Origin of the sequence: Tolypothrix bouteillei VB521301, from assembly GCF_000760695.4 — a bacterium.
In the GTDB taxonomy this organism is placed as follows: Bacteria; Cyanobacteriota; Cyanobacteriia; order Cyanobacteriales; family Nostocaceae; genus Scytonema; species Scytonema bouteillei_A.
The window spans coordinates 3,262,916-3,285,851 of sequence record NZ_JHEG04000001.1; the positions used below are offsets into that span (position 1 = coordinate 3,262,916).

Below are 22,936 nucleotides of genomic sequence, written 5' to 3' on the forward strand. Positions count from 1 at the left end.
GGTATACACCTTACCTACTATTTATTTTGTGTTTTCAAGCACATACAGGAATTACGCAACTTTAACGGTTTTTTGGGATTTCACGAGTTGCAAATCCCCCAACCCCCCTCTCAAAAAGGGGGGCTATGCGTAAGTTTCAACACGTTGTCGCGCACACAAATTATCTGTGTTCGTCTGCGTTCATCAGCTGTTTAAAATCAAAAAAAATTTGGTGAAAGCTTGTGGGTGTAAAGCTGGGAATACTTGGATTGGGAACGGTGGGGACAGGTACAGTGCAGCTATTGCAAGACGGTATCGGTCGTCACCCCTTACTACAAGAAATAGAAATATACAAAGTCGGAGTGCGATCGCTTGATAAATCCCGTGCTGTCACTTTACCAGAATCAGTCTTGGTTACAGATTTAGACGCAATTGTCAACGATCCAAAAGTAGATATTGTCGTTGAAGTCCTGGGAGGATTGGAACCGGCGCGATCGCTGATCTTAAAAGCTATTGAAAATGGCAAGCATATAGTAACAGCAAACAAAGCGGTGATATCGCGATTTGGCGAAGAAATCTTCACATCAGCCAATAAAGCTGGGGTATACGTCATGCTAGAAGCAGCCGTAGGTGGAGGAATTCCAGTTATCCAACCCCTAAAACAGTCCCTAAGCGTCAACCGCATTCAAAGCGTTACGGGTATAGTCAACGGTACAACAAATTACATCCTGACACGGATGCAGTTGGAAGGTAGCAATTTTGACGATGTATTAGCGGATGCCCAAAGGTTGGGTTATGCCGAAGCAGATCCCACAGCCGATGTAGAAGGTTTAGACGCAGCAGACAAAATCGCCATCCTCGCTTCACTTGCCTTTGATGGAAGAATCAAGCTAGAAGATGTATATTGTGAAGGAATTAGGCAAGTTAGCAAAACAGATATTGCCTACGCCGAGAAACTGGGATTTGTCATAAAACTTTTAGCGATCGCTAAAACAGCCATTTCCCCCTCAGCCAATCTCCCCCTCTCCTCGACTCCCCCCATTTCCGTAAGAGTCCACCCGACCTTAGTGCCAAAAACCCATCCCCTAGCAAGCATCAATGGCGTGAATAATGCCATTTTTATTGAAGGACAACCCATAGGACAAGTGATGTTATTTGGCCCAGGAGCAGGGGCGGGTGCAACCGCTAGTTCTGTATCATCTGATATACTCAATTTAGTAGCATCACTGAAAACCAATACAGCATTACCAAATCCACTTCTTGCTTGCAGGCATCAAGATTACTGCCAAATTACACCTTCTTCAGAACTCGTCACCCGTTTTTATGCCAGGTTTTTAACTTTAGACCAATCGGGAGTCATTGGTAAAATAGGAACCTGCTTTGGCGATCGCGGGGTTAGCTTAGAATCAGTCGTCCAAACAGGTTTTCAAGGAGAACTAGCAGAAATTGTTGTCGTCACCCACGATGTACGAGAAGGAGACTTCCGAGAAGCGCTAACAGAAATTCACAGCCTCCCGGCTATAGATAGTATTCCCAGCGTATTACGAGTTCTTTAAACAAATTATGAATCTTGAAAGATGAAAAAGACGCTGATTTGTTTCATAATTCATAATTCATAATTCACAATTCATAATTCCATGGATAGTGCAAAACGTATAGCAACTCTCAACCGCATTCGCAGACTCAGTCGCCTCATGGATACATCTTTACGTATCCCCGGTATTGGCTTTCGTATCGGACTCGATCCAATTATTGGCTTAATTCCCGGTGCTGGTGATTTAATTAGTACGGGGTTTTCAGCTTATATCATTTTTTTAGCAACTCGTTTTAACTTACCCTCAAAAGATTTAGCTCAAATGATTTTTAACATCGCTTTAGAAGGCGTTGTTGGTACAGTCCCTTTAATTGGCGATTTATTTGATGCTTTTTACAAGTCCAATATCCGCAATTTGGCAATTTTAGAAAAACATCTCACGGTGGTTGAACCAGAATTGGAAAAAGTGGCTTCTGAATTTGAGGAGCTTGTAAGTTAAATTAATATCTAACTTTCTGATATGATATGTCGCTCCCAATCTTTGCTCTTGTGGGAAGGACGTCTAGCTGATTTTATGGAATGGGTAGGTAAGGACACTCATCCACTCGTATTTAAGAGGATGTTTGTAAAGTCTACCCTTGACTGAGACATTTAGATTGCGTCGTTAAACTGCGGGAGAATCGGCTTTTGACTTTTTGCGCCAATTGTGTTTTCGTAGAGAACTTTGCCAAGACTCCATATAAGTGTAAAAAACTGGTGTGAGATAGAGCGTGAGGAATTGTGAAAATAGCAACCCTCCTACCACAACTAATCCAAGAGGACGGCGTGTATCTGCACCAGCACCAAACCCAAGGGCGATTGGTAAAGTTCCCATAAGTGCTGCCATTGTGGTCATCATAATTGGGCGAAATCTCACCAAACAAGCCTCATAGATCGCATCGTAAGGAGTTTTGCCTTGCTGACGGGCTTCAATAGCAAAGTCAACCATCATAATGCCGTTTTTCTTTACGATCCCAATTAGGAGGATAATACCTACAAACGCGTATATATTTAGATCAACATGGAATAGCAACAACGTCAGTAATGCCCCAAATCCAGCTGATGGTAAGCTAGAGAGGATCGTGAGGGGATGAATAAAGTTCTCATAGAGAATCCCCAAAATGATATAGATGACAAAAATAGCAACCAGTAACAGCAAACCCAAACCTTGAATTGAAGATTGGAACGCTTGGGCTGAACCCTGGAAGCCTGTAGTAATGCTAGCTGGTAGTGTTTCTCGGGCAAGTTGCTCGATTTTATCTGTAATGTTACCTAATGATACCCCTGGTTTTAAGTTAAAAGATATGGTAGTGGAAGCTAGTTGTCCTGTATGGTTAACGGTCAAAGGTCCGACATCCTTTGTTACATTTGCAACAGCGTTTAGGGGGATTAACTGACCGTTGGGCGCACGAATCGAGAGCAAATCTAAAGCGGTGGGATTTTGCTGATATTTGGGTTCCACTCCTAAAATGACTTGATATTGACTGTCAGACGCGTAAATTGTAGAAACTTGGCGAGTTCCATAGGCATCACTGAGAGCAGATTCGATTTGATTGGCTGTTAAACCCAAAGATGAAGCTAAATCGCGATTAATATTAACTCGAAGTTGGGGATTTTTGATTTGCAAGTCACTGTTTACATCTTGTAAATCTGGCAAAGCGCGGAGTTGAGTTTCTAAAGTGGGAGCATACTGGTAAAGCTCTTGTACGTTCGGGCTTTGCAATGTAAATTGGTACTGGGCTTTGGTCTGTTGCCCGCCAATATTAATTGCTGGAGGGTTTTGTAAAAAAACTTTCATCCCTGGAATACGTGATAGCTTGGGGCGAAGTTCTTGGACAATCTCATCAGCACCGAGATCCCGTTCGTGGCGGGGTTTGAGCTTGAGAAACAGACGTCCGGCGTTAGCAGAAGCATTTGGTCCCCCTGCACCAACACTAGAGTTGATTGCATCAATATTGGGATCTTTATAAGCGATCGCAGCGATTGCTTGTTGGTGTTTTACCATTTCATCAAAGGAGATATCCTCTGCAGCTTGGGTACTTGCTGTAATTTGTCCTACATCTGCACTGGGGATAAACCCTTTAGGTACAACTATAAATAAATACATCGTTGCCACTAAAATCGCACCAGAAATGACCATTGTCGTCCGGTGATACTTGAGTGACAGCTTTAAACTCCAATCGTAGCCGCCCAGCAAACTATTAAAGAAGTTTTCTGAAAGGTCGTAGAGACTGGTTTTCCAATTTTTCTTTCTAGATCCCTCATGCTCCTGTCCGTGATGTGGCGGACGCAAGAAGCGCGAACACAGCATTGGTGTCAGGCTGAGGGAAACCACCCCAGACACGAGAATGGCAACACTGATAGTAACAGCAAACTCCCGGAACAGTCTCCCCAAAATCCCACTCATAAACAGCACCGGAATAAAGACTGCTACCAGAGAGATTGTCATGGACAAAATTGTAAAACCGATTTCTTTAGAAGCGTTGAGTGCTGCTTCAAATCGACTTTCTCCCATTTCCATGTGACGGACGATATTCTCTAGCATAACTACGGCATCATCTACTACAAAGCCCACGGAAAGGGTCAATGCCATCAAAGATAAGTTATCTAAAGAAAAACCCAGCAGTAGCATCACGCCAAAGGTAGCCACCAGCGATAGTGGAACAGCCAAACTCGGAATAACCGTCGCGGAAAGATTGCGGAGAAATAAAAATATCACTAGCACGACCAAACCAATGGTCAGCAGCAGAGTAAACTGGACATCGTCAACTGATTCTCGAATGGCTTGCGAGCGATCGTACAAAATATCCATGTTCACAGCTGCTGGAATCTGTTCGCGGAAAGTGGGTAGCAGTTTCTTAATAGCATCCACCACAGCCACAGTGTTAGTTCCTGGTTGCTTCTGAATGGCTAGCACAATAGCCCTAACACTGGAACTACGGGTTTGTGGCTTTTCTCCAGATTTACGACTTTCTGAGTTTGCTGCTTTCTTATCTTCTTTTTCGGGAAAATACCAACTTGCCACCTTATCATTTTCCACACTGTCCAGCACCTGACCTAATTCCCCAAGCTGTACTGGCGCACCATTTTGATAAGTCACAACTAAGGAACGATAACTCGCAGCATCATTAAGCTGACCGTTTGCCTGAATTGTGTAATTCTGCTTTGTGCCATAAAGTACGCCCGTAGGTAGATTGACATTCCCTTGGGAAATAGAAGTGGCCACTTCATCAATGCCTATGCCTTTAGCACTTAATGATTCGGGATCTAACAGAATCCGCACGGCATACTTTTGGGAACCATACACCTGCACCTGGGCAACTCCATCCACCATTGACAGGCGTTGTGCTAGCAGTGTTTCGGCGTATTTATCTACGGTCGATAGTGGCAAAATACCTGAATTGAGAGAAATGTAGAGAATCGGTTGATCGGCGGGATTCACTTTCCGATAGGATGGGGGGTTAGGCATACTAGTCGGTAACTGCTTCGCCGCCTTAGATATCGCTGCTTGAACATCCTGTGCTGCTCCGTCTATCTGCCGACTCAAATCAAATTGCAGGGTGAGTTGTGTTGTCCCTAAAGAGCTCGTCGAGTTCATCGAACTCAATCCAGCAATGCTGGAAAACTGCTGTTCTAAAGGGGTAGCGACAGAAGAAGCCATAGTCTCTGGATTCGCTCCAGGCAAATTAGCTGTCACTTGAATCGTGGGAAAATCCACATTGGGCAAGTCGCTCACTGGCAACATTGTGTAACTCATCAGCCCAAATATCAACATCCCGATGGTGACTAAGACCGTCATCACCGGACGGCGGATAAAGAGTTCGGAAATGTTCATCGGTTAGCTCCGTCTTTCTGACTTCCTACTGCTGGTCTCACCTGCGCTGTAGCCCCAGGGACTAAGTTGAATTGCCCATCCACGACCACTTGCTCGCCCGATTGCAATCCCTGTTTAATAACTGTTTCGTTTTTAATACTGTCACCCACAGTGACTTGACGCACTTCTACTGTCTTGTTAGGTTTCACTACAAACACAAACTGTCCTTGCTGCCCCATTTGTACCGCTTGGGAAGGTACAGTAATGACATTGGGCTCTTCAGTTAGCTTTAAAACGACGCTGACAAACTCTCCGGGAACCAGCCGCTCATCAGCATTGGCAAATGTGCCTTTGAGTTGAATCGTCCCAGTCTGTGTATTTACGCCGCTATCAACAAAGGTGAGTTTCCCTCGTACCGGAAGCCCTGTATCTTTGGGCGGTAAAGCCTCTACTTCTAGCTCATGGATTGCACTGTATTTCTTGAGATCGGGTAACAGCCTTTGGGGAATTGAGAATGTCACGTAAATTGGACGAATCTGACTGATGTTAATTAAAGGGTCGTCAGCATCCGCTTTGACTAAGTTGCCTTGATTGAGCTTTAGACTACCCGTGCGACCGTCAATTGGTGAGTAAATAGAACTGTAGGAAAGCTGAACTTTAGCATTATCAATTGCTGCTCGATCTGCAGCGACGGCGGCTAGAGCATTTTGCACGTCTGCTTGGGCTGCTGCAACCGCAGCTTGAGTGTTTTGTACATCTGCTTGGGCTGCAACGACTGCAGCTTGAGCATTGTCTACTCCACCTCGATCTGCTGTGACTGTCGCCTGTTGAGCATTGGCACTTGTCTGATATTGTTCTGCTTGTTGTTTGCTAATAGCCCCTTGCTGGAGCAAACTGGCATAACGTTGAGCCTGTATGCCGGCGTTTGTTGCTTCAGCTACGTCTTTGACGACATTGGCTTTAGCTTGATTGACTTGCGCTTTCGCTTTCTCAACATTGGCTTTAGCTTGATTGACTTGCGCTTTCGCTTTCTCAACATTGGCTTTAGCTTGGTTGACTTGTGCTAAATCCTTTGTTAGGTTAGCTTGAGCTTGCACGAGCGATGCTTGCAGGGCACGAGAATCAATAGTAAATAGCAAGTCCCCTTTCTTGACGTTCTGTCCTTGGTGAAAGTATACACCCGTCAGTTGTCCACCCACTTTGGATTTGACAGAAACTGTAGAATATGCTTCAACTGTCCCGGTCGTTTGGACTTGAAGAGGTATTGTTTTCTGGGTTGCGGCAGACACCACCACTGGTACGGGTCGATTTTTGCCTGCGTCTTTTTTACTTGATTGAGCCTCAGAAGCCGTACAAGCAGTACAGAAGTAGGTCAGACCAAGCATAATCAGCCAGAACTTACCCCTAAAGTTCCGATCGCGAGCGTGTATTGTGAAAGTCTTAACCAATTGCATACAACTTCAACAGTTTATATAAAAAATTTGAGAGAAAGGGGACGATGGATTACCTGCCATCGTCAGCAATTTGCACTCTATTTGAGATTCATGTCAAAACGACGGCAGATAGCGGCAGGAGTCATAAATTATGCTTATTTCAGTATACTTAGTTTCTCTAATTATTAGAGTACTAAGAAAATTTTTATTATGCTACTCCCTCGTTATATCCCCATTTCTCTTAAAAGAGACAATTGGCAAGTTGTGAAATTCTACTTAAGTCGCGCTTGCTTCACCATCGCGATTAAAGTGTGATGGGCGTCTTCTGCATCTGCTAAAACATGGTCAAATTGAATGCGAACTGGTAGGGATTCCCCATTCACCTGTGCTGTGAGATCCATTCCTTCAGCGTCAATAGACATCATTGATGCTGCTGTAACATCCGCTACACCTCCAAAAGTTCGGGCATAAAGCGCTACTGCATCAGCATGATCTTCGTTCATATGATTGCAGATGCGCGAACTCACTTCTGGGGAAAACTGGAAAGACATGGTAAACTCCAATTGCGTGCTATAGCAATCCTAAATCATTTGTAAAAAATTTGGATTGCTAATAGCTAATGGTGAGTCCAGCCCTGTAGGCGGGTTTCCCGCCGTAGGGGACTGGCGAACCCGAAGGGCTAATAGCTAATGGTCAAAAAGCAATTAGCTATTAGCCGTCTTCACTCTTATTTTTATATTTCATTTAGGACTGCTATGAGATGATAATTAACACAACTAATGAAGAGGATAAAGGTCGATCAAAAACTTTTCAGCTTCAAAGCGATCGCAAATCTTTCCATCCAAAGTTGCTGCTAGTAAATCATCAAGCATTTGCCGGAAATGCGGTCCCGGTTTGTAGCCCAATTTTTTCAGGTCATTACCATTAAGAATAGGTTGAACTTGTGACCAAACAGTTAAGTATTTCCAAATTTTTTGTCTTATAGTTCGCGAGCTTTGAACGGCAACTAAAATCAGCATTGGTAAATCATATTGCCGTAACAATTGCACGACTTGACTTGGAGATATTTCTGCTTTTCCATTCTCTGGTAGTACAGAAATTTTTTCCACATTTTCCCGAGCCTTTGCCAAATTTTCCAACCTGTGGATACTGTCATCTGGCAATTGAAGGTTTTTTGCGACTTCCCCTCTATATTCTGACGCCAAACAAGCAATCAAAGCTTCCAATCGCATTTGCCAATGGATAAGAGTGCCTTGAGGATCGTAACGCCGCAAACAGCGTTCTAGCAGACGTAATTGCCGCAGGAGGTTTTCATCTAAACTGAGAGTATGATGAATGCACTTTAATGCCCCCAAGTCTCCCAACAACTGTAATGCTGATTTCCAATAGGGAGCTTCCAAAATATGTTTTAATTCTGCCTTAAGTCTGGTTTGCAGTGCTGGTGCTCTGCCATTCTCTCGGGCTGTGCGATCGTAAACACCGCTGTCGATCGCGTAGCGGATATACTCTTCTGTTTGGGGTTCCAAGTGAAATCCCAACCTGACTGCAAAACGCACGCCACGGTAGATGCGCGTAGGATCTTCAATAAAACTGTTAGCGTGTAATACCCGAATTTGTTTTGCTTCTAAGTCATGCAACCCACCAAAGAAATCGAGTAGTTCACCAGAATTGGGAGACGTTAACCGCAATGCCATTGCGTTGATAGTAAAATCACGGCGATACAAGTCTTGACGAATTGAACTGGCTTCAACTTCGGGGTTGGCTGCTGGGTAAGGATAAAATTCCGTTCTAGAGGTAGCAATATCAACCCACAGTGAATCTAATTCGGGATCTTTGTGCCACAACAAAGCTGCAGTTTGAAAAGCGCCATGAACTTCTAAACGTGCTGTTGTGTAAATTTGCTGTAAAGCTTTTGCTAATTCTACACCTGCACCAACGTCTGCCGCTTTGTGAAAACCATCAACCACCAAGTCGATATCTTTAATCAGCAGAGTACGAGTCACTGCTTTTGCTAACAGTAAATCCCTAACAGCTCCGCCAACAAGATAGAGATGCCAACCCCGCCTTTGGGCTTCTTGTGAAGCCTTAGCTAGCAATTGCCATAATTGAGGAGCAAGTCGCGATCTCAGTTCTTCTAAGGTGGGAGATTTTAGTTTCTTTTCTCCTCCTCTCCCCCTATCCCCCTCTTCCCCTCTCCCATCCTGATGCAATTGCCGCAAAACATCAGTACGAGTGACAATACCTACTATCTGCCCGTTGTCTAACACTGGTAAGCGTCCGATATCGTATGTTACCATCAAAAACTCTATCTCTGGCAGTGTAGTCTCTGGAGCAATCGTTCTCATATTAATTGTCATGTAACCTTTAACAGGAGCATGACTAAAGCCGTGATGCAAGGCAATATCCAAATCCCTTCGAGACAGAATACCTAATAGTTGTCCCCGCTCATCAGCAACACACAACCCAGAGTGTCCGTAACGCAACAAAGTGCGTTGTGCTTCAGCAATGGTAGTTTCCGGACGAATGGTACGGACTGGGGAAGACATTAAATCTTTAGCAGTGGGTGGATGGGGTACCGTTGCTTTTAACTTTTCTAAAAGTTGGTGGAGTATTTCTTCGGTGTTAACTCCTCGCAGGTTCATTGATGCTGCTTGTGAATGTCCGCCACCACCTAAAGGGAGAAATAAATCATTGAGATTGACACCTTTAACTTGGGAACGCCCAATAACTGTCAGGCGCGTTTCACCTTCCGCAACGGGAGATTCATGAAAAAGCAGCAAGGTGTCTATTTCCGTTAGCTCCACTAATTGGGAAGCAAGACTTGACAAACCAGCTACGAAACTATCTGTTTTTAGAATCACCCAAGCAATTTGTTGTCCCCTCACTTCTATTTTTTGTAATTTTTCCAGCGCTACCTTTAATAGGTGTTGCAATTGAGGCGATAATCCAGGATCTACGTATTGAGTCAGAATTGCTAAACTAGCCCCTTGCTCCATCAACCAAGCTAAAGCTAAGGCATCCCGTGGTGTAGCATAATCGAATGTTAGAGAACCAGTATCTACGTGAATCCCCAAAGCCATAACAGTTGCTTCTGCGCTTGTGAGGGAAATTTGCTGTTGCTGCAATTGCTCTGCAATGAGAGTTGTGGTAGCGCCTACGAGGGAGATATGTAACTCTGTAGCGGGAATAGTCCCCTGTTGTTCTTTATGATGGTCGTAAATTGTAATTTCCTGAATGTGAGGCAAATCCAGCCACTCAGCAGTTTTACCCAAGCGATCGCGCTGTTGTGTATCTACTACCACCAAGGAACGAATTGTTTTGGGATTGACCGAACGCCGTTCAATCAACTGGTACTCATCGCGATGTAATGCCAAAAAATCCCTAACAGGTGGATGGGCTCCACCACTCAGTACAATTTTACTGCCCGGTAGCAAGCGTGACAACCCAACTGCTGCTCCGAGGCAGTCAAAATCTGCCGTTGTATGACAAAGAATTAAATCCATTGCCTTTGTGCGAGTGTCTTTTGTACGAGTGCCCTTTGTCTAATTGCCTTTTGACAAATGACTAATGACAAATGACTAACTAAAGTGTTGCAATTTCTGCTAGTTTAACAAATAAGGAAAAACTGTCCGTGCTGGTCTGTACAATATTCTAACTTTAGTAATCTGCTGTTTTGGGAGAAGGGAAAATGACAATCGTATTCCAAGTTGCTCTGTTGGCTCTAGTTGCTATGTCTTTTGTGCTAGTAATTGGTGTCCCTGTTGCATACGCCACTCCACAGAACTGGAATGAATCTAAGAGACTTCTTTGGATTGGTTCTGGCGTATGGATTGGTTTAGTGTTCTTGGTTGGCGCATTAAACTTTTTAGTAGTTTAATCGAGGACTGGGGGCTGGGGACAAGGGGGACAAGGGAGACAAGGAGAAATTTGCTACTTTGTCTAAATATCTCCTGAACCTCCAATCCAAAATACCCAATCCCCAATTCCCAATTCTCCTCCTATACTTATAGGCGAAGAACATGAATCATAGATGAATTAAAAGCTCATGGCAGTTTTCGAGGGAACTTTTACTCAGACGGAACCTTTGCGATTTGCATTGGTGATTGGTCGATTTAATGACCTAGTGACCGCTAAGTTGCTAGAAGGCTGTCAAGATTGCTTGAAACGCCACGGCGTAGATCCCGATCCGCACGGCTCTCAAGTAGATTATATTTGGGTACCGGGTAGTTTTGAAGTTCCAGTTGTGGCTCGTCAATTAGCACTCTCTGGTCGCTACGATGCAATAATTTGTTTGGGTGCTGTGATTAAAGGGCAAACGCCTCATTTTGATTACGTATCTTCTGAAGTTGCCAAAGGTATTGCTGCTGCTGCTTTTCAAACTGGCGTACCAGTAATTTTTGGCATTTTAACAACCGATACCATGCAGCAAGCTTTAGAACGTGCTGGTATTAAAAGCAATCACGGCTGGGATTACGCCATGAGCGCTTTGGAAATGGCTAGTCTTATGCGACAGTTACGTTCCAACCTTACAGAACCTTTTGGTGGTAATTCACTATCCCCTGCGTCTCTCAAGAGTGCTGCAGGGAGTTAGTTGTTAGTCGATAGTGGTTAGTTGTTAGTAGAGCCACTATCGACTCACTAAATCAAAAAAAGGTGTTGACAATCCAAAAATAATCTGAGATATTAAGTAAAGAAATGAATTGCGGGTATAGCTCAGTGGTAGAGCGTCACCTTGCCAAGGTGAATGTCGCGCGTTCGAATCGCGTTACCCGCTTTGCAACCAAGTCTTAGAGTCAGGAAGTTGTTAAAAATGCTCATTAGCATACAACTCTAGGTGTAGACAAGCACGGCTTACCGACATAGGTTAAGAGTTTGAGAAGACCGCATAATTAATAATTTTAGTGGAGATTGCTCTGCCACGCGTTGGATATTGACTGACAGTCCCCACTCAGCGATTTCGCCTCGTTCTCGGGCTCCCACTTAGAAATGCCTTGAGGAAAGCTCCACCTCGATATAGCAAGGCAAAATGCATTCACAGCTAGAGCCTGGTAACGAGAGAATAACAAATACAGTATAACGTGTCATCCGACCCATTTAATATGGTTGCATGGGCATCGATCTCAATCCCGGCTCTATCGACTGGCATATGTCATTGCTTGTAGAGGCATGAACTTGAGTGAAAGATTACCGCGTGCCATATCCGCTTATCTGGGAGTACCTGAAAAAACACTTATGGCACGGGTGGGGAAAGTTACCGTGTCCTGTAGCAAAGTGGGTACCGGGAAAACCAAATGATTCAGTCATTTATAACTTAAGAATAGTTGATTTTTTTAACTGTACGTAATATGATTTACCAAATATTAAACCTCCTTAATAGGAAATTCCCTTAAGGAGGTCATACAACAGTAAAAGGTTTGCACAGCGGATTTCCCCTAGAAATCATCCAGGAACTGGCTAAGGCGGCTGATCACGGGGTCCACCTCTTCTAGAGGAGGGGATGGGACAGCAGCGTTAGCAAGGGGAGAAGTACTATCGATAACTTCAGCCATTGGTACCGCTTGGGTTACGGGCTGTACTGTTGAGACTTGATTTATCATGATTGCCAGCTGTGCAACTTGTTGACTGAGTTGTGTCAGATGGCGTTCCATTGTCTCCAATCGATGAGACTCCTTGGCAAAAAAACGTTCCTCAAGGTCAGTTATTTGACTCTGCAGCTCCGCAATTTGTGTTTCAACTCCTGGTGGCGTTGCTGCTTGTATCGCTGTTGGTGCAACAGGTAATGCAGTCGGTGCTGGTGTTGGTGTTGGTGGTGCTATTGCTGCTGGTTTGGGGGTAGGTCTTACAGATTCCGGTACACACAAAGATTGCCATAAAGCTTCTTTACAAAGGTCGCTGAAAGTCTTTTCTGGATCTTTTTCCAATTGACTTTCTACGAGGGCTAATAAGCTCTCGTCAGCGACCCCTGGATTGAACGTAACGGATTTAACTACCTTTTTTGACCATTGGAACATCAGTATTAAGCCCTAGCAGAGCGTGCAGAGGATAATTGTGCCTCTCCGTAAATATACTGCCCCAAAGCATTTGCTTGCCGTGATGGTGCAGCTAAATGTGCATTGATTTTAGCCTCTTTTAGTAGACGTTGAACATCTTCCCAGAAGAATTCTCCGCCACCTCCAGTTAGGATAACATCAGTAACGCGTTCTGGCAGCCATGCTAACACGCGGCTGCAAATTTCGCGAGAAAACATTTCAATTAGGTTGGGCAGAAAATCATCCAGATTAGTGGGTTTGCTCGAACCTCTCGGACGGTAGTAGCGATCGCCTTTTGGACGGTTAACTGCAGCGATGAGAGACAAAGATTGGCTGTCTGCGCCTTCAATTTCAGCTGCTACGAGTTCGTAAAACTTGCTCATTCCGAAATCTTCACTCTTGGAAGCACCTCGGGCAAAGCGGAAGTTATCAACCATCAAACAATCAGTTGTTTGATGTCCAATATCAACAATTGCTACCGAAACTTTAGTAAAGTCGGGCATAACCGCGCCCTTTTTGGGTTGAGCTTCGCACCACAGCAAACTGCCATAACCTTCTGGCATAACCCAAACCTTGTTAATGTTGAGGCTTACGGATTCGCCGCGAAAGTTCATGATATGAGGACCGGAAAGCTGGCTAATCAATTGGGCTTTTTCCCGTTCAAATTGCTCTTGAGAAAGGTAAGGTAACCCCAGTACAACAGAGATTTCGTCCTTAAGTTTGAAGTAACCAGCAGCTGCTAGAACTTTTATGAGGGCGTCTTCTACCTTAGATTGACCGACACCTAAATTAGCTCCAAAATCCGCAGCTAACTGACCAACAGCATAACCACTGCCTTGGTACTCCAGCCAAAGATCCATTAACGGGTCGGTAGCACGGGCTTCAAAAACACCCCCACGTACCTGTTCCATTGACATTTCTTTAACGTTAGCGGAGACAAAAGTTACGTTACCGGGTTCGCGACTGACGCAGGTTTTTGTCGAAGTTCTTCCTAAATCAACACTTAGAATCTTTTTCCCCGTGCTACTGGGGGTGGGTTGAGTTGGAGTTGCGTTTATTGGTGTAGTTGCTGAGACCCTATTCATGGGGATAGCAGCAGCATTCATAGGGGTGGCGGCGGATGGTTGGTCTGTCATGAAAGCTCCTAGTAGTTTATTAGCTCTAACAAGTTATCATGCCCATCTTACAAAAATGCGTGTATCAGAAAACCCCGATCGGCTTTAACTCGCTTAAACTCTGCCGAATACGAGACAATAGCCAAGCAAAGACTCTGACACACAGTTTTCACTGCTTCCCCTAAAATGAGAAAACAGTGAATTTAGCTTGAGGGCTAGCTACGCTTGCTTTTGGGGAAACAACACATAACTTTTTTATAATTTTATGCAGACAACAGCGTTTACCGTCTCCTGTGTTTTTTCCTGCGTTTCACTACCCAGGCAACAAATGCCACGACGAGAATCACAAGAACAATTTTAGATACAGGAGCTAGGTACTTGTCCACAAGTTCATACTGACTCCCCAACATATATCCTGAGTATGTTAGCAAACCTACCCAAGCAGCGCTACCTAATGTAGAGTAAATTATAAAAGGGAGCAAGGGCATATTGCTAATCCCAGCGGGAATGGAAATCAGGGTCCGAACTCCCGGTACAAGGCGACCAATCAAAACAGCTTTTGTACCTTGCCTATCAAACCAACCTTTCGCTTTAACAATATCTTTGCTCGATATACTTAACCATTTTCCATATTTATCTGCGAGGGAGGATAAGCGTTTTTCTCCTAGAAATTTTCCCGGATAGTACCACACTAGTACGCCCGCCACAGAACCCACTAGCCCTGCAAAAAATACACCAAGGACATTAAGCTTAGCCCCTGGCAGATTAGATGTATATCCTGCCAAGGGCATAATTAATTCCGAGGGAATAGGAGGAAATAAGTTTTCAAGAAACATCAGCAGGGCAATTCCCCAATAGCCTAGAGATTCAATAATCTCTTTTATCCAATCCGTCATCAAATTGTTTCCTAAAGTTGCTTGGTGAGTGATTTGAAACTAGGGACACCGGGACTGGAGAACTCGGGCTCTCCGCGCAGTGGGAATTAGGGGTATGGGGGTTGGGAAATTAATCCCCAATCATCACGCTCGCCAATCCTTTTTTATCAGTTCCAGTATACACATTTCATAAGATTCAGCTTGAAAAAAGGTAGATGGCAGAGGAGTTAATGCGGTTGTAAGGCAACGCTCTGATAGGTGTTTTCCCTACGAGCGGTTGCCGTGCGTTGTTCCACAGTCTACAGCAACTGGCGTGGTAGAAGGTATATTGGTTGTCTCGTGCGTTCTGGTATACGCAGTTCATGAGGGCTGCTTAAAAGTCTATTGCAATGAGCCTATATTATCCCCGTATTTGTCAAGGTATCAAAAATAGTTGCTCTAAAGCAAGGGGGAAAGGAGCAGGCAAAGGCGAAAAGTTCTCATTCCCACATTTCTCCTTGTCTTCCTTATCCCCAGTTCCCAATTAAACTATAGGTGTCAGTGATTGTACTCTCGATTCAGCTTCCCAATCTAACGGATTCCAAACACGCTCTTCTAAAGCCATTTGCTCGATTAAACTTGCCAATCGCAAAGCTTTGAGCGCTTGTTCTCCTCCAACCGAGGGTTGATTGCCACCACGCACGCAGTTAACGAAATGTTCTAATTCTGCCCCCAACTTATCAGTATTGCTTGTGTACACTCTTTCAATGACACCATCTTGCCTGTACAGCACTTGTCGATAATCATTCATTGCGCCCGCAGGAGGAGTTTGCCTGTGGATCAAAATTTCATTTTTAAGAAAATCTGCCTCTGTAAATGAATTTTTACAATGGGCTATAATGCGGCGGATTTTGCAATGTGTCACTTTACTTGCTGTCAAGGTAGCAACGATACCATTGGCAAAACCTAAAGTAGCAGTGACATAATCCAGATAACCAGAATCCAAGGTACGATTGCCGCTAGCTGTTAACTTGACAACTGGGGAAGAAGCTAATTCCAGAAGTAGGTCTATGTCATGGATCATCAAATCCAAAACAACTGAAACATCATTAGCCCGAGTTGAGTAAGGACTCATGCGATGGGCTTCTAGCGCCAATACTTCTTCGGTTTTCAGCACCTTTGTCAATTCTAAAAATGCTGGGCTGAATCGCTCAATATGTCCCACCTGAAGAATGCAACCAGTTTCAGCTGCGGCATTGACTAAAGACTCCGCTTCAGATATGCTGGCTGCGATTGGTTTTTCAATCAATACGTGAATTCCCGCTAACAGGCAATTGATACCTACGGCGTAATGCAATCGGGTAGGAACGGCAATACAAACTGCATCTACAAGGGGTAGTAAGTCGCAGTAATCTTCAAAAAAACGTACTTTGTATTTACTAGCAGTTTCTAAGCCCCGTTCTACGTTAATATCAGCCACACCCACCAGTTCAACATCTTTCATCGAACTCAGTATCCGGGCATGATGCTGTCCCATATTGCCCACACCGATCACGCCTATGCGGACCGAACGTGGGTAGTTGCGCTGTGCTTGACCATTGTGTTCTCCTGGCAACATACTTCTATTTTGCACTCTTATAATCTCCTCAACCACCAAATATAAAGACGCTGCGCTCATTGGCTGTCATACTAAGAATGCCAATAATGAGTCGTCTAAAACCATCCAGATGGTAACATAGAGGTTCTTATTATGAAGAATTTCAAAGTTTCATGTGAGTTCCCGCACTTTGGGTTAGTTTTATGCATTTAGTTTCAAATGATGCTTTTTGGCTTTTTTTACTTTATGTTTATTAACGTTAGAAAAAACCATGACGTAAGTGAACTTCCTTAGGTTGCATTAAAAAAAGGAATTTTTGGCAAAATCGACATTGGGGATTGGAGATTGGAAATTGGAAATTGGACTTGTTTTTGAACAATCCCTAACGCTCAGTTTCGGCTTCCCCATTCCCTATTTCCCATTACCTTTTCTTGAAAATGAAAGCTGTGATTCTGTTATCAGGCGGATTAGACTCTTCCACTGTTCTGTACCAAGCAATGGCTGATGGTTGTGAATGCTATGCCCTTTCCTTTGATTACCGACAGCGTCACCAACGCGAGTTACAATCCGCATCTGCGATCGCTACCCGTGTTGGGGCAGTACAGCATCAAGTGGTGAAGTTCGATTTGAGTCAATGGGGCGGTTCAGCACTGACAGATAACTCCATCAATTTACCCCAAGAGCGATCGCTTGGGGAAATGTCTCAAAACATACCGATTACCTATGTTCCAGCCCGCAATACCATCTTCCTCAGCTTTGCCCTTGCTTGGGCTGAAACACTCGCTGCCGAACGAGTTTATATTGGCGTTAATGCTTTGGACTATTCTGGATATCCTGATTGCCGTCCTGACTATATTCAAGCTATGGAGGAGGTGTTTTGTTTGGGAACGAAACAAGGGCGATTGGGGAATCCCATCAAGATTATTGCGCCCTTGAGCGAGCTGAAAAAAACGGAAATTATCCAACTTGGCAATCAGTTAGGGGTTCCATGGGAACTAACCTGGTCTTGCTACGCAGGAAGAGAAGCAGCTTGCGGAGTTTGCGATTCTTGTCTGTTGCGTCTCGCTGCTTTTAAAGAATTGGGGCTAGTTGACCCTTTGAAGTATGAACAGAGGCGTTAGGGGTTTGGAATGGGGAGATGGGGAAATAGGGGAGATTAGCCGTGTATGGTGGCATTTTTTCCCTTATCTCCCCCAATCCCAATTACCCTTCCTCAACCCGCCGTATCTGTACTTGATGCAAACGAGGTCCAGTAACGGAGATTACCGTAAATTCAAGATTGTCATAGAGGAAGGTTTCGCCAAGAATAGGAATTTTTTGCAATTGGTAAAGCAAAAAACCAGCTAAAGTTTGATATTCTCTGTTCAGTGGCAAATTGAAATGCAAAACCTCGTTCAGATCTTCTAGATTGATTTGTGCCTGTACTAGAAATGTTTGTTCATCCACATTTTGGATAAGCAAGTCATTGGTATTTTCTAATTCTTCCGGTTCGCCAATAATCTGAGCAATGACATCATGAATAGTCAGCAATCCGACAGTACCACCAAATTCATTAACTACTATCACCATCGCTGGTTTTTCCTGCTGCATAACTGGTAGTAGTTCACTCAATGGTGTGTGTTCTGGTACAAATCTAGCAGGGCGCAACCAAGGTTGAATTTGCGTTTCTAAGGTCAGTTTTCCTATAGTAAGCGGTTTTAGCAAGTCTTTAAAGTAGACAAGACCGCGAATATCATCCAAAGATTCGCCAGTCACTGGGTAGCAAGAATGACCAGTGGATATCATTCTTTGCAAAAAAGTAATGAATGTAGCATTTTTGGGTAGCGTTATAATACTGGTGCGGGGAACCATAACTGTTTGTACAGTAACCTCCCCAAATTCAAAGACGTTGTTCAACCATTCCCTCTCTTCCTCCTGCAAACCTGTAGATTCACGTTCTGTAGAAATGATCAGTTGGAGTTCTTCAGGTGTAACGGGGGATCGCCAGCTCTGACCCGTATATTGAATCCCAAATAATCTCAATAACCAGCGAGTTGATTGATTGAGTATCCAAACAAAAGGGTTAAAGAATCTGACAATTGCTCTAATAGATGGTCCTAAAAACTTGGCTAGCTGTTCTGAATACAGCATAGCGACCGATTTAGGACAAAGTTCTCCCAAAACTATTTGCAAGTAGGCGACGAGAACAAAAGCAGTCGGAATGGATAAAGAATGGGCGACAATACCATTCATACCCTTAGGTAAGGGTAAAGAGAGCAGCCCCCGTTCGATCGCACTGACAATAGTACTTTCCCCAATCCAACCCAAAGCCAAACTTGAAAGGGTGATACCTAATTGCGTTGTAGATAGCAATCGATCGATGCTGCGTTGCAAACCCTCAACGGCGATCGCCTGTATATCCCCAGATTCTACTAATTGACGGATACGCGATCGCCGCAATGTGACCATTGAAAACTCGGCTGTTACAAAGAATGCATTGATAGCAATGAGCAGCAGTACTGACAACAACCGCAGCCCTACATCTGTCCAACTTAGATTCGGAAAACCACTCACGCCCAAGCTCGTGTTAAACTGACGCCCCTAATGAGAATTTGTGTTAGTTAGTGGTTAGTGGTACAACTAACCATTAACAACTAACTGCTAAGCACTAACACTTACCTATCTACAGGAATATTAGATACTTGTAGCTTCAGCGTTTGCTCCGGATAGTCCGTTAGAGAAAGTGAGATATTTTTCACATCATCAAGCACAGCTGAAGGAATGCTTATCGTACCAGAATATGTTGGTCCGTTGGCAGGTAGTTCTGAAGGCAATCCCTCAGTACTGGCGCTTAATGTTCGTCCTTTGTCATCGGAAACGTCTAGGAAACTGTACAAGAAGCGCACGGAATCCTTACCCTTGTTCTGCATCTTCACCTTTAAAAGCAAAGCACCTCCAGAATAACGAGCAGATTGTACTGACATACTGACACCTTGGCTTTCCGAGTTTACTGGAAAACCTTGTTGTGGTTTTTCTTCAGCAACTTCTACAGGTTTTTGCTCTGGTTTAACCTTGGTGTTTTTCGTTTCTTCGTCGTCTTTGTCCGGCTTTGCGATTTTAGTCGCTTTTTTGCCGTCAATTCTTGCCTTGACAACTTTTAGAATTTCATCTTCCCTAAGCAGTGTGACTCCTGCTTGCTGTGCAGTAGCTGACTTACTGCTGGCGAACTTAGTTGTAGGACGGGCATCGGGTGTAGTCACACCTTTTAAAGCAGCGCTACCCAAAGTAAAACCCCAAAAAGCACTTATAGAACCAGCTCCCAACATTAAGATTAACAAAATCAAAGTTAAAAATACTGTAGAATTCAATTTCATAAGATATGACGCAAAGAGTACTGGTATATTCAAAAATATTGAAGCTATTAACTTCTAGCTTAAAAGTACATAATCAATATTAGTCTGCCCTATCTTACTGTCAAATTATTGTGCAGTATTAAAATTTGAATGTAATTCCCATCTGGGGCTTGCACAGCGCCAACTGTAGTTTGGGTATTTCACGTGTGGTCGAGCCTCCATATACTCCTCATAACGGGGTTGTGCGTAAGTCCTACAATCCAAGTATGTTCTCTTTTAGTTGTCATGTTTTACGGACATGTGCTACAGTTAATAAGATTTAACCAGGGTTGGCCGAGCGGTTGAGGCAGCGAACTCATAATTCGCCCCAGGCAGGTTCAACTCCTGCACCCTGGATTGGACGGTGACAAGCAAGCAGCGATCGCCAGTTCATTTGTCATTCACTCTTATTCCCAGATTTTGCCTGGAAACCCCTTCTCAACAGACTCCTCCTCATTTCGGGTCAGATGAAGGTCTGCAAAGCTTTGTATACCGTTTCATCGGTCATCTATAACCATAACCAGCAATTAGTTATGGGTCAGCGATCGCTGATTTCCGGAAACTAGTTACTGGTTACTGATTACCGCTCACTGTTCAAATCGAAACTCAGTTCCTGTTTTGAGTTTGTTAGAGTTGAGTGCAGGGGACATGAGTATAGATGAAGTGTAGGGATTGGGTAAATCTGGAGTCCGAATATAAGGGTCATGGGTAGCTTGTTGGTTGAGAACATCGCGATACAGGATATTCATTAACTCAGCATCTCGCGCAATTTCATGTTCTGGAAATGAATTGCGAAATAAAGACCCTTTACCCAGAATCAAGTCTAACTGACGCCAGATTGACTGGTTGCGATAAAAATTGGGGTCATTTTTGAAAAAAGCCCGTTCAAAGACATCGTTAGTTGATTCGTAGTCAGGTGTTTCAGTTTCGGCGGTAACAACAGCAGGAAAACTTATAGTAGTCAATAACACCAGTAAAGCACCAAAGTACTTAAATTTTGTACTCATCATTCATCGCTCCTCAACATTTGTGCGAAATTTAACTTATGCTTAATTTCAGAACTCCTCAGAGTTCATCCTCTTGGTGTAGCATAATTTTTTACCTGCTGTCATGACTTATCAAGCCGAAACCTTTACCCAGTCAACTATATGGGCTGCTACTACTGATTTGGCAATCCTGCGCCAACAGTTACTCAATTTATTTTGTCAACTGGCATATCAGGAGGGTGACTTTGTTTTAAGTTCGGGGCAACGTAGTTCTTACTACATTAACGGCAAACAAGTTACGTTGCATCCTCAAGGAGCATTGGCAATTGGTCGTATCCTTCTATCGCTTCTACCAACAGACACGCAAGCAGTCGCAGGTTTAACATTGGGAGCCGATCCGATTGTAAGTGCCGTCAGCGTTGTTTCTGCTTGTGAAAACAGACCAATTCCAGCGCTGATAGTTCGCAAAGAAGCAAAAGGACACGGAACAAGAGCGTATATTGAGGGTCCCAATTTACCGGAAGGTGCAAAAGTCGTTGTTTTAGAAGATGTTGTAACCACAGGCAAATCAGCCATGAAAGCCGTTGAACGGCTACAAGCTGTAGGTTACGCGGTTAACCGCGTAATTTCCTTAGTCGATCGCAAACAAGGCGGAGCAGAATTTTATCAATCTGTAGGTTTACAATTTGAAGCCGTGTTCTCAATTGAGGATATTCAACAGACATATAGAGAATTGGTTGGTGGCTAGTCGTTGGTTGTTAGCAGCTCAAAATATTAAGAACCACTAACAACTAATCGCTAATAACTAACCACTAACCACTTCCTTATCCTTTGCCAAAAACTTCTCAAGTTCTGTGAGTGCATCAGCATCAACTTTGGTTTGCATGGGGCAGAACTTGGGACCGCACATCGAACAAAACTCAGCTGTTTTGTAGATGTCAGCAGGTAAGGTCTCGTCATGATATTCTTTAGCTCGATCGGGATCGAGAGATAATTCAAACTGACGGTTCCAGTCAAAATTATAACGAGCATGGGACAATTGGTCGTCCCGATCTCTTGCACCGTGACGGTGTCTGGCAATATCAGCTGCATGGGCTGCTATTTTGTAGGCAATCAAACCGTTGCGTACATCTTCAGCATTGGGTAAGCCCAAGTGTTCTTTGGGTGTAACATAGCACAGCATAGCTGTACCGTACCAGCCAGCCATTGCCGCTCCGATTGCGGAAGTAATGTGATCGTAACCGGGGGCAATATCGGTGACCAACGGTCCCAATACGTAGAAGGGTGCTTCAGAGCACTCTTCCATTTGCTTCTTGACATTGAACTCAATCTGATCCATGGGAACGTGTCCCGGACCTTCAACCATGACTTGTACGTCGTGTTCCCAAGCTTTACGAGTTAATTGCCCTAGAGTTTTCAGTTCTGCTAGTTGTGCTTCATCAGAAGCATCGTGAAGACAACCGGGACGCAGCGAGTCACCCAAGCTAAATGATACGTCGTATTTCTTAAAAATCTCAATGATATCTCGGAAATGGGTGTAAAGAGGGTTTTGCTTGTGATGGTGCAGCATCCACTTTGCCAAAATACCGCCACCGCGAGATACAATACCCGTGATGCGATTTTTTACCAAAGGAAGATACTCTATTAAGATTCCAGCATGAATGGTCATGTAATCCACTCCCTGCTGGGCGTGTTTTTCTATAACGTGAAGAAAGTCGTCTGGTGTCAGGTTCTCCATTCTACCGTAAACGCTTTCTAACGCCTGATACACCGGTACGGTTCCAATTGGCACTGGTGAAACATTGATAATGGCGGTGCGAATTTCGTCCAAATTCCCGCCACCAGTGGATAAATCCATTACGGTATCAGCACCATACTTCACAGACAAATGCAACTTCGATAGTTCTTCCTCAATATTGGAAGAGTTAGGAGAAGCACCAATATTGGCATTAACCTTACATTTGGAAGCAATGCCAATACACATTGGCTCCAAATTTGTATGGTTAACGTTAGCCGGAATAATCATGCGTCCTCGTGCCACTTCGTCTTTAACGAGATCGACGGGAAGATTTTCCCTTTGGGCAACGTAGTGCATCTCTTCAGTAATGACACCCTGACGGGCATAATGCATTTGTGTCACATTGCTATGCCCACGCCGCTTGGCAACCCATTCTGTCCGCATATA

General features: G+C 44.0%; 18 protein-coding genes and 2 tRNA genes. 8 read left to right on the forward strand and 12 right to left on the reverse strand.

Annotated elements, in window-relative coordinates; genetic code table 11:
* The first annotated feature begins 221 nt into the window (after window positions 1–221).
* Window positions 222–1,535, forward strand: a complete 1,314-nt coding sequence (locus tag HC643_RS13000; protein ID WP_038079665.1) for a homoserine dehydrogenase — start codon at window positions 222–224, stop codon at window positions 1,533–1,535.
* Between the two features lie 81 nt (window positions 1,536–1,616).
* Entirely contained in the window at window positions 1,617–2,012 is a 396-nt protein-coding gene (locus tag HC643_RS13005) for a DUF4112 domain-containing protein (protein WP_038079655.1), read from the forward strand.
* Between the two features lie 165 nt (window positions 2,013–2,177).
* Here the strand turns inward: HC643_RS13005 and HC643_RS13010 are convergent, their stop codons facing one another.
* The 4 genes from HC643_RS13010 to HC643_RS13025 form a co-directional block, all read right to left on the reverse strand.
* Window positions 2,178–5,387: an efflux RND transporter permease subunit gene (locus HC643_RS13010; protein ID WP_038079652.1), complete on the reverse strand. Its 3,210-nt coding sequence runs from the start codon at window positions 5,385–5,387 to the stop codon at window positions 2,178–2,180.
* Window positions 5,384–6,820, reverse strand: a complete 1,437-nt coding sequence (locus HC643_RS13015) for an efflux RND transporter periplasmic adaptor subunit (protein WP_050045742.1) — start codon at window positions 6,818–6,820, stop codon at window positions 5,384–5,386. Before HC643_RS13015 ends, HC643_RS13010 begins: the two co-directional genes overlap by 4 nt.
* Window positions 6,821–7,071: 251 nt before the next feature.
* Window positions 7,072–7,350, reverse strand: coding sequence for a DUF2470 domain-containing protein (locus HC643_RS13020; RefSeq protein WP_038079647.1), 279 nt, complete (start codon window positions 7,348–7,350; stop codon window positions 7,072–7,074).
* Between the two features lie 225 nt (window positions 7,351–7,575).
* Window positions 7,576–10,302: a CBS domain-containing protein gene (locus HC643_RS13025; RefSeq protein ID WP_038079643.1), complete on the reverse strand. Its 2,727-nt coding sequence runs from the start codon at window positions 10,300–10,302 to the stop codon at window positions 7,576–7,578.
* A gap of 185 nt (window positions 10,303–10,487) precedes the next feature.
* On the opposite strand from HC643_RS13025, the gene psbZ reads away from it, so the two are divergent.
* The 3 genes from psbZ to HC643_RS13040 all read left to right on the forward strand — a co-directional run bounded on the left by psbZ (window position 10,488) and on the right by HC643_RS13040 (window position 11,573).
* Window positions 10,488–10,676 (forward strand): photosystem II reaction center protein PsbZ, encoded by a 189-nt coding sequence (psbZ, locus tag HC643_RS13030; protein WP_038079747.1) that lies wholly within the window; start codon window positions 10,488–10,490, stop codon window positions 10,674–10,676.
* 168 nt (window positions 10,677–10,844) lie between these two features.
* Window positions 10,845–11,390, forward strand: a complete 546-nt coding sequence (gene ribH / locus HC643_RS13035; protein ID WP_038079640.1) for a 6,7-dimethyl-8-ribityllumazine synthase — start codon at window positions 10,845–10,847, stop codon at window positions 11,388–11,390.
* 111 nt (window positions 11,391–11,501) lie between these two features.
* Window positions 11,502–11,573 (forward strand) — tRNA-Gly (locus HC643_RS13040).
* Between the two features lie 658 nt (window positions 11,574–12,231).
* Here HC643_RS13040 and fcmC read toward each other — a convergent pair.
* The 4 genes from fcmC to HC643_RS13060 form a co-directional block, all read right to left on the reverse strand.
* The gene (gene fcmC, locus HC643_RS13045) at window positions 12,232–12,810 is read right to left on the reverse strand and encodes a filament morphology membrane protein FcmC (protein WP_038079637.1); all 579 of its coding nucleotides are present in this window, start codon (window positions 12,808–12,810) and stop codon (window positions 12,232–12,234) included.
* Between the two features lie 5 nt (window positions 12,811–12,815).
* Entirely contained in the window at window positions 12,816–13,964 is a 1,149-nt protein-coding gene (fcmB, locus tag HC643_RS13050; protein WP_038079632.1) for a filament morphology actin-like protein FcmB, read from the reverse strand.
* Between the two features lie 260 nt (window positions 13,965–14,224).
* Window positions 14,225–14,839: a DedA family protein gene (locus HC643_RS13055; RefSeq protein ID WP_202048609.1), complete on the reverse strand. Its 615-nt coding sequence runs from the start codon at window positions 14,837–14,839 to the stop codon at window positions 14,225–14,227.
* Between the two features lie 502 nt (window positions 14,840–15,341).
* The gene (locus tag HC643_RS13060) at window positions 15,342–16,436 is read right to left on the reverse strand and encodes a Gfo/Idh/MocA family protein (protein ID WP_137986341.1); all 1,095 of its coding nucleotides are present in this window, start codon (window positions 16,434–16,436) and stop codon (window positions 15,342–15,344) included.
* 395 nt (window positions 16,437–16,831) lie between these two features.
* On the opposite strand from HC643_RS13060, the gene queC reads away from it, so the two are divergent.
* Window positions 16,832–17,515: a 7-cyano-7-deazaguanine synthase QueC gene (queC, locus tag HC643_RS13065; RefSeq protein WP_038079628.1), complete on the forward strand. Its 684-nt coding sequence runs from the start codon at window positions 16,832–16,834 to the stop codon at window positions 17,513–17,515.
* 82 nt (window positions 17,516–17,597) lie between these two features.
* On the opposite strand, the gene HC643_RS13070 is transcribed toward queC, so the two are convergent.
* Both HC643_RS13070 and HC643_RS13075 read right to left on the reverse strand, forming a co-directional pair.
* A complete protein-coding gene (locus HC643_RS13070) occupies window positions 17,598–18,947 on the reverse strand; it encodes a hemolysin family protein (RefSeq protein ID WP_050045743.1) in 1,350 nt (449 codons plus the stop codon).
* A 101-nt stretch (window positions 18,948–19,048) separates the two neighbouring features.
* The gene (locus HC643_RS13075; protein WP_038079627.1) at window positions 19,049–19,747 is read right to left on the reverse strand and encodes a hypothetical protein; all 699 of its coding nucleotides are present in this window, start codon (window positions 19,745–19,747) and stop codon (window positions 19,049–19,051) included.
* A 302-nt stretch (window positions 19,748–20,049) separates the two neighbouring features.
* On the opposite strand from HC643_RS13075, the gene HC643_RS13080 reads away from it, so the two are divergent.
* A tRNA-Ile gene (locus HC643_RS13080) sits at window positions 20,050–20,122 on the forward strand.
* A 230-nt stretch (window positions 20,123–20,352) separates the two neighbouring features.
* Here HC643_RS13080 and HC643_RS13085 read toward each other — a convergent pair.
* On the reverse strand, window positions 20,353–20,772 hold the full coding sequence (locus HC643_RS13085; RefSeq protein WP_038079625.1) for a hypothetical protein: 420 nt from the start codon (window positions 20,770–20,772) through the stop codon (window positions 20,353–20,355).
* A 103-nt stretch (window positions 20,773–20,875) separates the two neighbouring features.
* Here HC643_RS13085 and pyrE point away from each other — a divergent pair, with 103 nt between their 5' ends.
* Window positions 20,876–21,499: an orotate phosphoribosyltransferase gene (gene pyrE, locus HC643_RS13090; RefSeq protein ID WP_038079623.1), complete on the forward strand. Its 624-nt coding sequence runs from the start codon at window positions 20,876–20,878 to the stop codon at window positions 21,497–21,499.
* 57 nt (window positions 21,500–21,556) lie between these two features.
* Here pyrE and thiC read toward each other — a convergent pair whose 3' ends face one another.
* On the reverse strand, window positions 21,557–22,933 hold the full coding sequence (thiC, locus tag HC643_RS13095; protein ID WP_038079621.1) for a phosphomethylpyrimidine synthase: 1,377 nt from the start codon (window positions 22,931–22,933) through the stop codon (window positions 21,557–21,559).
* Window positions 22,934–22,936 lie beyond the last annotated feature (3 nt).